This window comes from Sphingomonas sp. 1185 (assembly GCF_040544655.1).
Taxonomy (GTDB): domain Bacteria; phylum Pseudomonadota; class Alphaproteobacteria; order Sphingomonadales; family Sphingomonadaceae; genus Sphingomonas.
Map to the genome: position 1 here is coordinate 117,758 of NZ_JBEPKL010000007.1, position 13,870 is coordinate 131,627.

A 13,870-nucleotide genomic window follows, 5' to 3' on the forward strand; every position below is an offset into this window, starting at 1 on the left:
CGCGTCAGTTGCGATCGGGAACCGAGAAGGTGCCCGTGACCCGGCCCGACGGCGCGCGCGACACGGTGCCGCCATTGCCGCCCGATGCACCACCCGCCACCGACGATCCGTCGATCACCGCGCGCCCGGTGTCGAGGTTGATGGTCAGCCGCCCGCCGTTCACCGTGTTACCGTCCTGGGTCAGGGTGACGTTGCCCAGCATGGTGATGACCCGGCGGTTCAGGTCATAGATGCCGTAATTGGCGCGCGCGGTCTGGTTGGGGCGCTTGACCACGACATTGCCCGACGCGTCGAAGCGCGACACCTGCGGCTTCCCGCCGATCACCTGCCCCGTATAGGTGATCGTCATCCGCGCCGCGGTCAGCGTCATTTCCGCCTGGCGCAGCGAGACATTGCCCGACAAGACGCCGCGATTCTGCTTGTCCTGCAATTCGATGACATCGGCGCCGAAATCGATCGGCGCGCGGCTGTTGTGCCGGACCTGCGCCGCCGCGGACACGGCAAGGACGATGAGGGCAGGAGCCGTCGCGGCGATGAACTTGTTCATGATCGGCTATTTCGTGCTTTACGGCACGATGCGCAAGCGGGCGTTGCCTTCCAGCCGGACGGTGCGATCCTCCAGATTGGCGCGCAGCCTGTCGGCGCTGAAATTGCCCTGCGGCATGCGGCCCGTCACCGCGCCCCCCGATACCAGCGTGCGCTGTTGCAGGTCGATCGTCGCGTTCTGCGTCTGGAGGTTGTAGCCGCCCTGCGACTGGACGTTGAGCGGGCCGTCCAGCTTCACCTGCTCGGTCCGCATGTCATAGAGCCCGGAATTGGCGCGCACCGTGGCGGGGCCGTCGGACAGCTGGATCGCGGCGGCCAGCCGGTTCAGCTCCACCACCGGCTCGGCCGAGCTGCGCTGGATCGCCGAGCCCGCGTCGAGCGAGAAGGGCTGCCCCTTGTCGTCGACGCCGCGATATTGCGCGGCCTGGATCTTCATCCGTTCGCGCGCGACCTCGACCTTCTTCTTGTCGAGGACGAAGGACACCTCGCTGGAGGAATAGATCGGCGCCATCACCAGGAACGCGGTCAGCACGCCGATCGCGCTGGGCAGGATCCAGCGCGCCGCCGTCACGAACCGATCGTGGCGGCTGCCCGGCGCGGCCCAGCGCTGGCGCTGGGTGCGGACGCGATCGGCGATCTCGGACATGGCGGCGGCTTCCTAAAGGGCGGGGCGGATCAGGCGTGGGCGAAGATATCGACCTCGGGCCAGCCCGCCAGGTCCAGCTCGGCGCGGGCGGGCAGGAAATCGAAACAGGCCTGGGCCAGTTCCATCCGCCCCTCGCGCACCAGCCGCTTGTCCAGCTCGACCTTCATCCGGTGCAGATAGCGCACGTCCGAGGCGGCATATTCGCGCTGCGCATCGGACAGCTCGGGCGCGCCCCAGTCGGACGATTGCTGCGCCTTGGACAGCTCGACGCCCAGCAGCTCGCGGACCAGCTCCTTCAGGCCGTGGCGGTCGGTATAGGTGCGGATCAGCCGCGATGCGATCTTGGTGCAATAGACGGGCGCGGCGACAATGCCCAGATAATGGCGGATCGCGGCGATATCGAATCGCCCGAAATGATAGAGCTTCAACCGCGCCGGATCGGCCAGCAGCGCGCGCAGGTTGGGCGCGGCATAGTCGCTGTCCGGACCGAAGCGCACCAGATGCTCGTCCGGGCCGCCATCCGACAGCTGGACGACGCACAGCCGGTCGCGCGGGGTGATCAGGCCCATCGTCTCGGTATCCACCGCGATCGCGGCGCCGGCGGCGAACAGGTCGGCGGGGATGTCTTCTTCATGCAGATGAACGGTCATATGTCCTGCCCTAGCGGGGGCGGGGGAAAGCCTCAACCGCGATCGGCCGAATCGGCGGGCCGATGCCTCCGCTTTTTTCCACAGGAATTGTGGAGTTTCGGCCACAATTCCGACGCAATCTGCCTCGTTCGCGATGAACAGAGGGGCGCGTGCACGATTTCGTTCGCGATGGGAGAGCTTCTGCGTTATGGATAGCAACTAGGCGCAAAAGGTTTGGCGCCAAAAGACCCGCGCTCTTCGTCCGGCGCACGGTTCTTGAAGATAGCATTTGCGGGCGAACCGGGAAGACGAACAGGGCTTATGGGTTTCGATAGAGGTAGCCGAGGCAATCGCGGCACGCGTGGTCGCGACAAGCGGGACAATTTCGGCGGCGGCGATGAAGGCGGCTTTGGTGGCGGCTTCGGCGGCGGTGATCGCTTCGGCGGTGGCGGCTTCGGCGGCGGCTTCGGTGGCGGCGACCGCTTCGGCGGTGGTGGCGATCGTGGCGGCTTCGGCGGCGGTGATCGCTTCGGCGGCGGCGGCGGCGGTTTCCGTGGCGGCGGCGGTGGCGGCTTCGGCGGCGGTCGTGGCGGCGGCGGCATGCCCCCCCAGGTCGTTGGCGAGGGCACGGGCGTCGTCAAGTTCTTCAACGCGCAGAAGGGTTTCGGCTTTGTCGTGCGTGATGACGGCGGCGAAGACGTGTTCGTCCACATTTCGGCGGTCGAGCAGGCCGGCCTGACCGGCCTGGCGGAAGGCCAGCCGCTCGGCTTCACGCTCGTCGATCGCGGCGGCCGCATCTCGGCCACCGAGCTGAAGATTGAAGGCGAGCCGCTTCCGGTCCAGGATCGCGCACCCCGCGAACCGCGTGAAGGCGGCTTCGGCGGCGACCGTGACCGCGGTCCCCGCGGCGGTGCGGCCGGTGGTTTCGGCGGCGCCCCGCAGCGCCAGCTGACCGGCGAGAAGGCAACCGGCACGGTCAAGTTCTTCAACGCGATGAAGGGCTTCGGCTTCATTCAGCGCGACGACGGCCAGCCCGACGCGTTCGTTCACATCTCGGCCGTCGAGCGCGCCGGCATGGGTTCGCTGAACGAGGGCGACCGTCTGCAGTTCGAGATCGAAGTCGATCGTCGTGGCAAGTATGCCGCGGTGAACCTGCAGAACGAGGGCTGATCCCCTCGGCTGAATAAGCCATCCCTTTTCGGGCGACAGGGCCCGGCGTTGCAGCGATGCGACGCCGGGCCTTTTCGTTTTACGGACGGCCCGCGCCGCGCCACTGGTGGCGATTTCCGGCCTGGTGATGGCAGCCGCGATAACGGGTTGGCCGAACGCGCTCAGCCGCGCGGCCGGAGAGGCCATGCGGCCGCTCTGATTGCCCGTTGAACTCGCACCGGCATCCTCTACCTCCAGCGCCCGCCCCCTATCGCGGTCGGGCGAAAGTCCGCCGATCGAGGCTTCCCAGCAGCATCGCGAAACGGATAGGCTTGGGCGCCATGCCCCGCCGACCTGCAATCACCCATGTCCTGTTCGTGTGTAGCCAGAACCGGCTGCGCAGCCCGACGGCGGAGCAGGTTTTCGCGTCGCGACGTGACCTGGAGGTCTCGTCCGCCGGGACGAACAACGACGCCGAAAATCCGCTGACGGCCGAGCTAGTGATCTGGGCGGACGTCATCGTGGTCATGGAGAAGGTCCACCGAACCAAGGTTCAGCAGCGGTTCCGCCGGGCGTTGAACGGCAAACGGCTGATCTGTCTGGACATCCCCGACAACTATGCCTTCATGGATCCGGCCTTGATCGACCTGTTGCAAACGCGGCTGGCCCGGCATTTGCCTGAAGCGTGACCATGGCCATGGTGGAATGGAGGCGTTGAGGTGATCGCCTGGCTCAAGAGGCTTCCGTTCTTCGGGCGACCGGCATCATATCCGTGTGTGACCCCGCCGCTACTGGGCGACGCACCGGCGGAGCAGCGCTATGCGGCTCTGGCCGATTACTGGGCGCTGGCAGAATCCAAATTCTATACGCCCGCCCATGATGAGGACGACATCGCGGCGCTGGAGTCGCGATATGGCATCCGTCTGCCACCCGAATTTCGCGCCTATCTCTCGATCGCGGCGCCGCGCCGGCAATTCATGGACCAAGTGACGATCAGCTGGTGGGCGGTCGGTGACATAAAGTCACTGGCGGAAGAATGCGCCAAATGGACACCCGGATGGGGCGATGCCGTCGAGTCCGACGCGCACCGTTACTTGGTCTTTGCGGACTATATGATCTGGTGCTGGGCCTGGGCGATCTGCTGCGTGGAAGGGCCAGATTACGGCCGGATCGCGCTGATTCGTGGCGATCCGCCCGATGCCTTCGTCGCCGACGATATGGGCGCGTTCATCGCCCTGGCCTTGCGCGACGATCCCCAGATACACTGACCGGCGGCCGTATCGCGTTGCACGACGCATTCTCATTCTGTACTGATCGATACAGACATGAATATGTGGTCAGGAGGTTTCTCGCCATGCGCCCGCCATTGCCGCCCTTCTCCGCCGAAAGCGCCGCGCAAAAGGTGCGCGCCGCCGAAGACGCTTGGAACAGCCGCGACCCCGAGCGCGTGGCGCAGGCCTATACCCCCGATTGCCACTGGCGGAATCGCGCCGAGTTCATCACGGGGCACGGCCAGATCGTCGTCTTCCTGCGCCGCAAATGGGCGCGCGAGCGTGACTATCGGCTGATCAAGGAACTCTGGGCGCAGGAGGGGAGCCGGATCGCGGTCCGCTTCGCCTATGAATGGCATGATGACCGGGGCCAGTGGTTCCGCTCCTATGGCAATGAGAATTGGGACTTTGCCGAGGATGGGCGGATGCGGCGGCGGATCGCGTCGATCAACGACCTGCCGATCGCCGAGGCCGAGCGGCTGTTCCGCTGGCCGCTCGGCACCCGTCCGGCCGACTATCCCTCGCTGAGCGATCTGGGGCTGTAGCGGTGGCGCGGCTGATCGCCGAGCGGGCCGACGCGCTGCCGGGGTTGGCCGAGGTGTTTCGCGAACATGGCTATGCCGGGGCCAGCCTGTCGCTGATCGGCGCGGCGACCGGGCTGGGGCGGGGCAGCCTTTATCACTTCTTCCCCGGCGGCAAGCAGGAGATGGCCGAGGCGGTGCTGGCCAAGATCGGCGACTGGTTCGAACGCCAGGTCTTCGCGCCGCTTGCCCAGGCGGAGGACCCGCGCGGCGGTATCGATGCGATGATGGTCGCGATCGACCGTTATTACCGCTCCGGGCAACAGGCATGCCTGATCGGCGCCTGGGGGCTGGGGGCGACGCGCGAACCCTTTGGCGTCGCGATCGCGGGCTATTTCCAGCGCTGGATCGCGGTGCTGGCCGATGCGCTGGCGCGGGGCGGGGTGGAGGACGACCGCGCGCTGACTCTGGCGCAGGATGTGGTCAGCGGTATCCAGGGGGCGATCACCCTGTCGCGGGCGCTGGCCGATCCCACGCTGTTCCGCGCGACGCTGGGGCGGCTGACCGCGCGGCTTTATACCGCGCTCGCCGCGGCTTGAGGGGGGAGGCGGCGCTCCCCCCTTCGTCCGGTCAGATCGCGGCTAGCGCCTGTTCGCAATCGGCGATCAGGTCGCCTGCATCCTCGACCCCGATCGAGATGCGCACCAGATTGTCGGTGATGCCCAGCGCCGCCTTGCGCTCGTCGGGGACCGACAGATGCGTCATCGCGGCCGGATGGCTCGCCAGCGTCTCGGTCCCGCCCAGGCTGACCGCCAGCTTGGCGATGCGCAGGCTGTCGAGGAAGCGGAACGCCTCCGCCTCGCCGCCCTTGAGATAGAGCGAGAAGGTCGAACCGCCTCCGGTGCAGTGACGGCGATAGATATCGGCCTGCCGCTCCAGGCCGGGCGTGCTGTCGAGAAAGCCGAGATAGCCGACGCGTTCGACCTTGGGATGATCGCGCAGATAGGCGCAGACCTTGGCGGCATTCTCGCCCGCGCGGCTCATCCGCAACTCCAGCGTCTCGAGCGAGCGGAGCAGCATCCAGGCGGTGTTGGGGTCGCAGATGGTGCCGATGGTGTTGCGCATCGACCGGATGGTGGCGATGTGCGCCTTGGACCCCAGCACGCCGCCCGCGACCAGGTCCGAATGGCCGCCCGCATATTTGGTCAGCGAATAGACGACCAGGTCGGCCCCGTGGCGCAGCGGCCGCTGCCACAGCGGCCCCAGAAAGGTGTTGTCGATCGCGATCGGGGGCTTTTCCGCCGAATCGGCAAAGGCCGCGTCGCGCGCCGCCGCCACCGCCTCGATATCGACCAGCGCGTTGGTCGGGTTGGCGGGGCTTTCCAGATAGATCAGCGCGACCCGGCCGATCTCCGCCGCCCGGGCCATGACCGCGTCGATCTCCTCGCGCGTCGCACCGGCGGGGAAGTCGAGCCACTTCACCCCGAACCGGCCCAGGATGCGGCCGATCAGCGTCTCGGTCGCGGCATAGAGCGGCCCCGAATGGACGATCACGTCACCCGGCTGGACCATCGACAGGAACAGCGTGGCGATCGCCGCCATGCCGCTGGAAAAGGTCAGCGCGTCCTCCGCCTCGTCCCAGATGGCGAGGCGATCCTCCAATATCTCCTGATTCGGCCCGTTGAAGCGCGAATAGACCAGGCCGTCCGCGCCGCCCGGCCGCTTGCCGGTCACGCCCTCGAAATGGCGCTTGCCCGCCGCCGCATTGGGGAAGACGAAGGTGGAAGTCAGGAAGATCGGCGGCTTGAGCGATCCTTCGGACAGGGTCGGGTCGAAGCCATGGCCCATCATCAGCGTCGCGGGGCTCAGCTTGCGGTCGCCGATGCTGGTCGCATCGCTCCTGCGCTCGGCCGTGGCCGGGGTCTGAGTCTGGGGCGGGACGCCGGTCAGATCGGATTCGGTCGGCATGTCGGTTTCCTTGCGAACGAGGGGGCCGCTCTGTCGGCGGCGATACGGGCAGGATAGCGCGGCAAACGGCTTTGGCGAGGCTCAGGCCAGGCCGATCAGCGAAATCTGGCGGCCATAGGACGGCTCGGCGCGGTGGGTGGCGCGGCGGAAGCTAAAGAATCGGTCGCCCTGCGCATAGGTGTCCTCGCCCAGCGCGGCGACGCGCGAGACCCCGGCGGCGGCGAGGCGATGCGCGACATAGGCCTCCAGATCGAACTGGTAATGGTCCATGCGGCGACCATCGGCGAAGAAGCGCTCATTCTCGGGCGCCTGTTCGACGAAGCGCCGGAGGAAGGCGGCATCGACCTCATAGCTGGCGCGGGCGATGCACGGGCCGATCGCGGCGGCGATCCGCTCGCGCCGCGCGCCCAGCGCCTCCATCGCCAGCAGCGTGGCGTCGGTGATCCCGCCGAACGCACCCTTCCAGCCCGCATGGGCGGCGCCGATCACCCCCGCTTCGGCATCGGCGAACAGCACGGGCGCGCAATCGGCGGTCAGGATGCCGAGCAGCAGCCCCGGCCGGTCGGTCACCAGCGCATCGCCATGCGGGCGGACATCGTCCTCGGGCGGGGTCAGCACCGTCACCGCCTCGGCCGAGTGGATCTGGTAGCAGGTGACGAGCCGCGCGCCGGGCAGCACCGCGTCACGCGCGCGGCGGCGATTCTCGGCCACCGCATCGGCATCGTCCTGCGAGCCGAGCCCGACATTCAGCCCGCCATGAATCCCCGCCGACACGCCGCCGCGCCGCCCGAGAAAGCCGTGCGGCACATCCTCCAATAGCGGGGTGCGAAGCGTTTCGATGGTCATAGCGACAGCCTCATGATCCGGTCCTCGTCGATCGTGTCGCCGACCGCAAAGTCATAGCGCCCGACATCGACAAAGCCGTGGCGCGCGTAAAAGGCCTTGGCGCGGTGGTTGTCGACATAGACCGACAACATCAGGTCGCGCGCACCGCGAAGCCGGGCCGCATCGATCGCCCATTGCATCAGCGCGGGGCCGACACCCGCGCCCAGATGGCTCGACAGGACATAGAGCTGGTACAGCTCGACCGCATCGTCCGGCCAGTCGCCGGGAAAGGCGACGGGGCCGATCTTGGCAAAGCCGATCACCGCATCGCCCTGCAGCGCCAGACGTATCGAAAAGGCCGGATCGCCGATCTGCGACGGCAGGCCGGTGGGGCCGAAGGCCTCGTCCAGAAAGGCGTTGAGGTCGGCGGGCGGATAGAGATGGCCGAACGTCTCGGTAAACGCCGTCCGCGCCATGGCGGCGAGGGGGGCGGCGTCGTCCGGGCCTGCGTCGCGATAGGCGATCATTCGCCATAGCCCGCAGGCACCGGCCAGTCGGGCCGCGTCACCGCCAGCGCGCGGAACAGCGTGCCCATGTCCTGCATCAGCCGGTTGCGGTCGGCGAGCAGCGCATCGGCGCGGTCGGGATGCGTGCGGGCCAGCGCGGCGGTGCGCTGGTCGATCCCCAGCGCGCCGAGCAGGTCGCGCTGCGTCACCGGCCCGAAGGCGGCGAGGCCGGCGCCCTGCGCGGCGGCGGCCAGCGTCGTGAAGTCGACATGCGCGCTCAGATCCTGTTCGCCCGGCCGGTCGAAGGGATTGGCATAGGCATGGCCGCGCACCGCCTGGAGCGTGTCGGCGATGGCGGGGCCTTCATAGCCGTAATCGACGATCAGCGCGGCGCCCCCTTGCGCGGCGATCCGGGCGGACAGGCCGCGCATCACCGCGACGCTGGCGGGGGACACCTCGATCACCGACCCGGCCTCGGCCGCGCGCAGCGGTTCGGGGATGATCTCCGGGGGCACCGGCGGCCCGGCGATCGGCAGGAACAACAGGTCCTGCGCGGCGACCAGCCGCTCATGCCAGCCATCCCCGCGCCGGACGAGCTGGCGGATGGGCAGCGCGTCGAAGAATTCGTTGGCGACGACGACCAGCGGCCGGTCGGTGGGCAGCGTCTCGACGGTGTCGTGCCACTGGGCGTCCGCGACCCGCTCGCGCTGTGCGGTGCGGAGCGTCGCGCTGGTCTCGACGAAATGGATGGTCGGGGTCAGTCCCGCTTTCGCCATCGCCCGCCGCGCATCCGCCGCCAGTGTGCCGCGCCCCGGACCCAGTTCGACCCAGTGTATCTCGGGCCGCTCCGCGCGGTCCCACAGGTCGGCGCACCACAGGCCGACCAGCTCGCCGAACATCTGGCTGATCTCGGGACTGGTGGTGAAGTCGCCGCCCGCGCCCAGCGGATCGCGGGTGCCGTAATAATGCGCATTGGCGGCGGCCATGAACTGCGCCACCGGGATCGGTCCGGCAAGCGCGATCGCGCGGGCGAGCCGTTCGGGCAGCGCGTCCTCGGGCTCGGGCTTGTGATCGGCGGGGGGGATCAGCGGGTTCGTCATGCCCCCGCTCTGCCCCCCGGCACGCCCGCCCGCAAGAGCGTCAGGCGACGCTGTCGCTGCCCGCGATCGGCTCGACCCGGACGCGGCGGGCCTTGGCGCTGTTCATCAGGTACAGCCCGCCCAGGATCATCGGCACGCACAGCCACTGGCCCATGTGCAGCCCGGTCATCTGCGCAAAGGCGCGCAGTTGCTGGTCGGGTTCGCGGAAGAACTCGACGATGAAGCGGGCGATGCCATAGCCGAGCAGGAACAGGCCGGACAGCTTGCCGGGATCGTAGCGCGCCTTGGTCCGCCAGAAGGCGAAGCTCATCACCGCGAACAGGACCAGCCCCTCCAGCCCCGCTTCGTACAGCTGGCTGGGGTGGCGCGCCGGGTCGGGCAGGCCGAAGGGGACGGTGCGCGGAAAGACGATCGCCCAGGGCACGTCCGAGGGCTTGCCCCACAGCTCGCCGTTCACGAAATTGGCCAGGCGGCCCAGGAACAGCCCGACCGGCGCGGCGCAGACCAGATAGTCGAGGATGCGCAGCCAGTTGAGCTTGTGCTTGCGCGCAAACAGGATGACGCCGAGCCCGGTGCCGACCGCGCCGCCATGAAAGCTCATCCCCCCGTCCCACAGGCGCAGGATCCGCACCGGGTGCAGGAACATCTCGGGCGCGTAGAAGATCACATAGCCGATCCGCCCGCCCAGGATGATCCCCAGCGTGGCATAGAAGACCAGATCGTCGGCATGGGTCCGCGACATCGGCGCGCCCGGCCGGTCGAGCATCCGGCCCAGATACCACCATCCGAACAGGATACCGGCGATATAGGCCAGGCTGTACCAGCGCAGCGTGAAGAAGCCGATCGAGAAGATGTCCGGGTGCAACCCCAGATCCTCGAACCGGATATGGCCGCCGGCGGCCGCGAGCATGGACAGGATCAAGCGCGTTTCCCTTTCTGGCCCGTCTCCATAGAGCGGTCGTGAGACAACACCAAGACCGGGGCTTCGGTGCCGTGGGGTGTGGCGGCGTGGCCTTCGACTGCGCTCAGGCTGAACGGTCTTTTGTATCCAGACCCATTCCCTCCCGCCGTTCAGCCTGAGCGCAGTCGAAGGCCACGCCAGGACGGTCGCCGAACCGGATTCACGCGAAGCCGCGATGGCGCGAAGATTTTTGCGCGCAGAGGCGCGGAGGGCGCAGAGGTGTCCGGCCCGGCCGCCAGGCCAGTCTGCCTCTCGCGCGTGACAGCGTCTGCCGATCGAGACGGCGGGATGATCGTGCGGCGGGTCCCCCTCTGCGTCCTCCGCGCCTCTGCGCGAACCCAAAAGACTTCGCGACTTCGCGGCATCGCGCGAACAATCGACTCCGTCGCTTTGAGACAGCGAAACCCCCGGCTTGTCTGCACCTGCCCGTCGGCTAAGGCTGGCGGGGATGGAGCTGAACCGGCGCAACATATTGATCGGCGGGGGCGCGGGGGCGGGGTTGCTGGTCGCCTGGGGGCTGTGGCCGCGCGCCTATGTGCCCGATCTCGCCACCGAGCCGGGCGAGCAGGCGTTCGGCGCATGGCTGAAGATCGGGCGCGACGGCATCGTCACCGTCGCGGTGCCCCAGGCCGAGCATGGACAGGGGATCGCGACGACGCTGGCGCAGGTCGTCGCCGACGAACTGGGCGCGGACTGGCGGACCGTCGCGGTCGAGCCCGCGCCGCTCGGCCCGCTTTATGCCAATAGCATCGGGGTCGATTCGCTGTTCGAGGGCGCGTTCGACCGGCTGCCCGAGGCGGTGCGCGCCGAATGGCTGCGCCGGGACATGGTGATGCTGACCGCCGGGTCGAGTTCGATCCGCATGTTCGAGCCCCCCGCGCGCGCCGCCGCCGCCACCGCGCGCGCGTTGATGGCGCAGGCCGCCGCGCGCCGCTGGGGCGTTGCTTGGACCGCATGCGAGGCGAGGGACGGCTTCATCACCCATGGCGCGCAGCGGCTGCGCTTCGCCGAACTGGCCGAGGCGGCGGCGGGCGAGACGGTGCCCGAGCCCCTGCCGCTGGGCAGCGGCGGTGCGGGCGCGCTGGCGGGCCGGGACCTGCCCCGGCTCGATTCACCCGCCAAGGTCGATGGCTCGGCCAATTTCACCGCCGATATCCGCTTGCCCGAGATGGTGCATGTCGCGGTTCGCCATGCCCCCTGGGGACGGACCCGCTCCATCGCGATCGACCGCGCGGCGGCGATGCGGGTGCAGGGCGTGGTCGATGTGGTCGAGGGCGACGACTGGGTCGCGGTCGCCGCCGCCAGCTGGTGGATCGCGCAAAAGGGCCTCGATGCGCTGGCACCGCGCGCCGTGACCGAGGGGCCGATCCCGACGACGGCGGACATGGCCCACGCGCTCGACGCGGCGCTGGCGGGGAAGGGGCGTTCGGTCGCCTCGCAGGGCGATGTCGAGGCTGCGCTGGAAGGCGGGGGGCGGATCGCGGCGCGCTATCGGATCGGGGTGGGCGTCCATGCCGCGATCGAGCCGCGCGCGGCAGTGGCGGCCTGGCGCGACGGCGGGCTGGAGCTGTGGTTGCCGACCCAGGCCCCGGTCCGCGCGCGCGACATCGCGGCGCGGGCGGCGGGGATCGCGCCGGACCGGGTGATCGTCCACCCCATGCCGATCGGCGGCTCCTTCGGCGTCGCGCTGGAGAGCGAGGCGGCGGCGCAGGCGGCTGTGATCGCGGTCCGGTTGAAGCGGCCGGTCAACCTCCTCTGGTCGCGGACCGAGGACCTGCGCCGCGACGCGTATCGCGCGCCGATGCGGGCCGAGATGACCGCGCGCGTGGCGGGCGGGCGGCTGCTGGCGTGGCGGGCGCGCGTCGCCGCGCCGGACACCGGCCGCGATCTGGCCGCGCGGCTGATGCCCGGCGGGTTCGTCCGGGTAGGCATGGCGCGGGGCGACGCCTATGCGATGGGGGGAGCGGTGCCGCCCTATGCGATCCCGGCGCTGGCGGTGGATCATCACGCCGTCGAGCTGCCCATCCCGACCGGCCATGTGCGCGGCGGCGCCCATGTCGGCCATGGCTTCGTGACCGAATCCTTTCTCGACGAGTGCGCGCAGGCCGCCGGGGCCGATCCGCTGGCCTGGCGGATGACGATGCTGGGCGAGGCGCCGCGCCTGGCGCGCTGCCTGTCCACCGCCGCGTCGCTCGGCGGATGGGAAGGGGGCCGCGCGGGCAGCGGGCAGGGTGTGGCGGCGCACGTCTTTCGCGGCAGCTTCGTCGCGGTGATGGCGGAGGTTCACCGCGACGCCGCGGGGCGGCCGATCGTCGACCGGCTGGTCGCGGCGGTCGATGCTGGGCGGATCGTCAACCCCGACATCGTGCGCCAGCAGATCGAGGGCGGGCTGATCTTCGGCCTCGCCGCATGGCGCGGCGGCGCGGTCGGCTTCACTCAGGGGCTGGCCGAGCCCGCGCGGCTGGGGGCGTTGAACCTGCCGCGTCTGGCCGACACCCCCGACATCACGGTCGAGCTGATCCGCTCGGACGAGGCCCCCGGCGGCGTGTCCGAACTGGCCGTGCCGCCGGTCGCGCCCGCCATCGCCAACGCGCTTGCCACCCTGCCGGGCTTCCCACGGATACGAAGCCTGCCGATGGAGTTGTCCGCCTGATGCTGCCCCCCGACCATCCGCCCGTCCCGCGTCCGAAGATCGGCGTGCTCCTGATGAATCTGGGCACCCCCGACGCGCCCGAGCCGCGCGCGGTCAAACGCTATCTGGGCGAATTCCTGTCGGACCGCCGCGTCATCGAGATTCCGGCCCTGTTGTGGCAACCGATCCTGCGCGGCATCATCCTGAACACCCGGCCCAAGAAGTCGGCGCATGCCTATTCATTGGTCTGGCGCGAAGACGGCTCGCCGCTCGCCGCCATCACCAAGGCACAGGCGGCGGCGCTGAAGGACGCGTTCGGGCCCGGCGTCATGGTCGACTGGGCGATGCGCTATGGCCGTCCCGCCATTGCCGACCAGGTCCAGGCGATGAAGGACGCCGGGTGCGAGCGGATTCTGCTCGCGCCGCTCTATCCGCAATATTGCGCGGCGACGACGGCGACCGCCAATGACCGGGCCTTCGCGCATCTGGCGACGATGCGCTGGCAGCCCGCGATCCGCACCCTGCCGTCTTATTATGACGATGCGCTCTATATCGACGCACTGAAGACCCAGCTGGAGGCGCAGCTCGCCGCGCTGGATTTCACCCCCGAGGCGGTCGTCGCCAGCTTCCACGGCATGCCGCAGCGGACGCTAGAGCTGGGCGACCCCTATCATTGCCATTGCCGCAAGACCGCGCGGCTGCTGGCCGAGGCGATGAAGGGCACGCTGGGCGACCGCGAATTGCTGGTCGCGTTCCAGTCGCGATTCGGCCGCGCCAAATGGCTGGAGCCCGCGACCGACACCGTGCTGGAGGCGCTGCCCGGACGCGGCATCCGCAAGGTCGCGATCCTGGCGCCGGGTTTCTCGGCCGACTGTATCGAGACGCTGGAGGAACTGGCGATTCGCGGTCGCGAAAGTTTCGAGGGCGCGGGCGGCACCCATTTCGCCTATCTCCCCTGCCTCAACGACAGTGATGTCGGGATCGCGATGCTGCGCGGATTGATCGCACGTGAGCTTCAGGGGTGGTTGCCGTAGCGTAATATTACGTTTCGCCCGGTCTTCGCCATTGCGGATGACCTCTGCCCCTTTTAAGCCACAATCGGAAAATGGGAGAGGT

General features: G+C 69.0%; 15 protein-coding genes. 7 read left to right on the top strand and 8 right to left on the bottom strand.

Annotation, left to right across the window (positions count from 1 at the left end):
- Positions 1–4: 4 nt before the first annotated feature.
- Genes ABIC44_RS07695 through ABIC44_RS07705 form a run of 3 tightly spaced genes read right to left on the bottom strand, consistent with a single transcriptional unit; the run spans position 5 to position 1,842 of the window.
- Complete coding sequence (locus ABIC44_RS07695) at positions 5–547, bottom strand: LptA/OstA family protein (RefSeq protein ID WP_307102172.1); 543 nt, start codon at positions 545–547, stop codon at positions 5–7.
- Positions 548–565: 18 nt separating this feature from the next.
- Complete coding sequence (gene lptC, locus ABIC44_RS07700) at positions 566–1,192, bottom strand: LPS export ABC transporter periplasmic protein LptC (RefSeq protein ID WP_354294666.1); 627 nt, start codon at positions 1,190–1,192, stop codon at positions 566–568.
- Positions 1,193–1,221: 29 nt separating this feature from the next.
- On the bottom strand, positions 1,222–1,842 hold the full coding sequence (locus ABIC44_RS07705; protein WP_354294668.1) for a ribonuclease D: 621 nt from the start codon (positions 1,840–1,842) through the stop codon (positions 1,222–1,224).
- A 300-nt stretch (positions 1,843–2,142) separates the two neighbouring features.
- On the opposite strand from ABIC44_RS07705, the gene ABIC44_RS07710 reads away from it, so the two are divergent.
- From ABIC44_RS07710 to ABIC44_RS07730, 5 genes are all read left to right on the top strand, one after another.
- Positions 2,143–2,991, top strand: a complete 849-nt coding sequence (locus ABIC44_RS07710) for a cold-shock protein (protein WP_354294670.1) — start codon at positions 2,143–2,145, stop codon at positions 2,989–2,991.
- 320 nt (positions 2,992–3,311) lie between these two features.
- Positions 3,312–3,659, top strand: coding sequence for a low molecular weight protein tyrosine phosphatase family protein (locus ABIC44_RS07715; protein WP_309698067.1), 348 nt, complete (start codon positions 3,312–3,314; stop codon positions 3,657–3,659).
- 30 nt (positions 3,660–3,689) lie between these two features.
- Positions 3,690–4,238: an SMI1/KNR4 family protein gene (locus ABIC44_RS07720; RefSeq protein ID WP_354294671.1), complete on the top strand. Its 549-nt coding sequence runs from the start codon at positions 3,690–3,692 to the stop codon at positions 4,236–4,238.
- 86 nt (positions 4,239–4,324) lie between these two features.
- Positions 4,325–4,786 (top strand): nuclear transport factor 2 family protein, encoded by a 462-nt coding sequence (locus ABIC44_RS07725; RefSeq protein WP_354294673.1) that lies wholly within the window; start codon positions 4,325–4,327, stop codon positions 4,784–4,786.
- A gap of 2 nt (positions 4,787–4,788) precedes the next feature.
- Entirely contained in the window at positions 4,789–5,361 is a 573-nt protein-coding gene (locus ABIC44_RS07730; protein ID WP_354294674.1) for a TetR/AcrR family transcriptional regulator, read from the top strand.
- Positions 5,362–5,392: 31 nt separating this feature from the next.
- Here ABIC44_RS07730 and ABIC44_RS07735 read toward each other — a convergent pair whose 3' ends face one another.
- The 5 genes from ABIC44_RS07735 to lgt form a co-directional block, all read right to left on the bottom strand.
- The gene (locus ABIC44_RS07735) at positions 5,393–6,730 is read right to left on the bottom strand and encodes a cystathionine gamma-synthase family protein (RefSeq protein ID WP_354294676.1); all 1,338 of its coding nucleotides are present in this window, start codon (positions 6,728–6,730) and stop codon (positions 5,393–5,395) included.
- Positions 6,731–6,811: 81 nt separating this feature from the next.
- Entirely contained in the window at positions 6,812–7,576 is a 765-nt protein-coding gene (pgeF, locus tag ABIC44_RS07740; protein ID WP_354294677.1) for a peptidoglycan editing factor PgeF, read from the bottom strand.
- Positions 7,573–8,082 carry a GNAT family N-acetyltransferase gene (locus ABIC44_RS07745; RefSeq protein ID WP_354294679.1) on the bottom strand — a complete coding sequence of 170 codons (510 nt, stop codon included), beginning with the start codon at positions 8,080–8,082 and terminating at the stop codon, positions 7,573–7,575. The genes pgeF and ABIC44_RS07745 overlap by 4 nt, the downstream gene beginning before the upstream one ends.
- The gene (locus tag ABIC44_RS07750) at positions 8,079–9,161 is read right to left on the bottom strand and encodes a class I SAM-dependent methyltransferase (protein WP_354294680.1); all 1,083 of its coding nucleotides are present in this window, start codon (positions 9,159–9,161) and stop codon (positions 8,079–8,081) included. Before ABIC44_RS07750 ends, ABIC44_RS07745 begins: the two co-directional genes overlap by 4 nt.
- Before the next feature lie 40 nt (positions 9,162–9,201).
- Entirely contained in the window at positions 9,202–10,083 is an 882-nt protein-coding gene (gene lgt / locus ABIC44_RS07755) for a prolipoprotein diacylglyceryl transferase (protein ID WP_502959828.1), read from the bottom strand.
- A gap of 487 nt (positions 10,084–10,570) precedes the next feature.
- Between lgt and ABIC44_RS07760 the strand changes: the two genes are divergently transcribed.
- Together ABIC44_RS07760 and hemH are read left to right on the top strand one after the other, a co-directional pair.
- A complete protein-coding gene (locus tag ABIC44_RS07760; RefSeq protein ID WP_354294715.1) occupies positions 10,571–12,775 on the top strand; it encodes a xanthine dehydrogenase family protein molybdopterin-binding subunit in 2,205 nt (734 codons plus the stop codon).
- Positions 12,775–13,788 (top strand): ferrochelatase, encoded by a 1,014-nt coding sequence (gene hemH / locus ABIC44_RS07765; protein WP_354294681.1) that lies wholly within the window; start codon positions 12,775–12,777, stop codon positions 13,786–13,788. Before ABIC44_RS07760 ends, hemH begins: the two co-directional genes overlap by 1 nt.
- Positions 13,789–13,870: the final 82 nt, after the last annotated feature.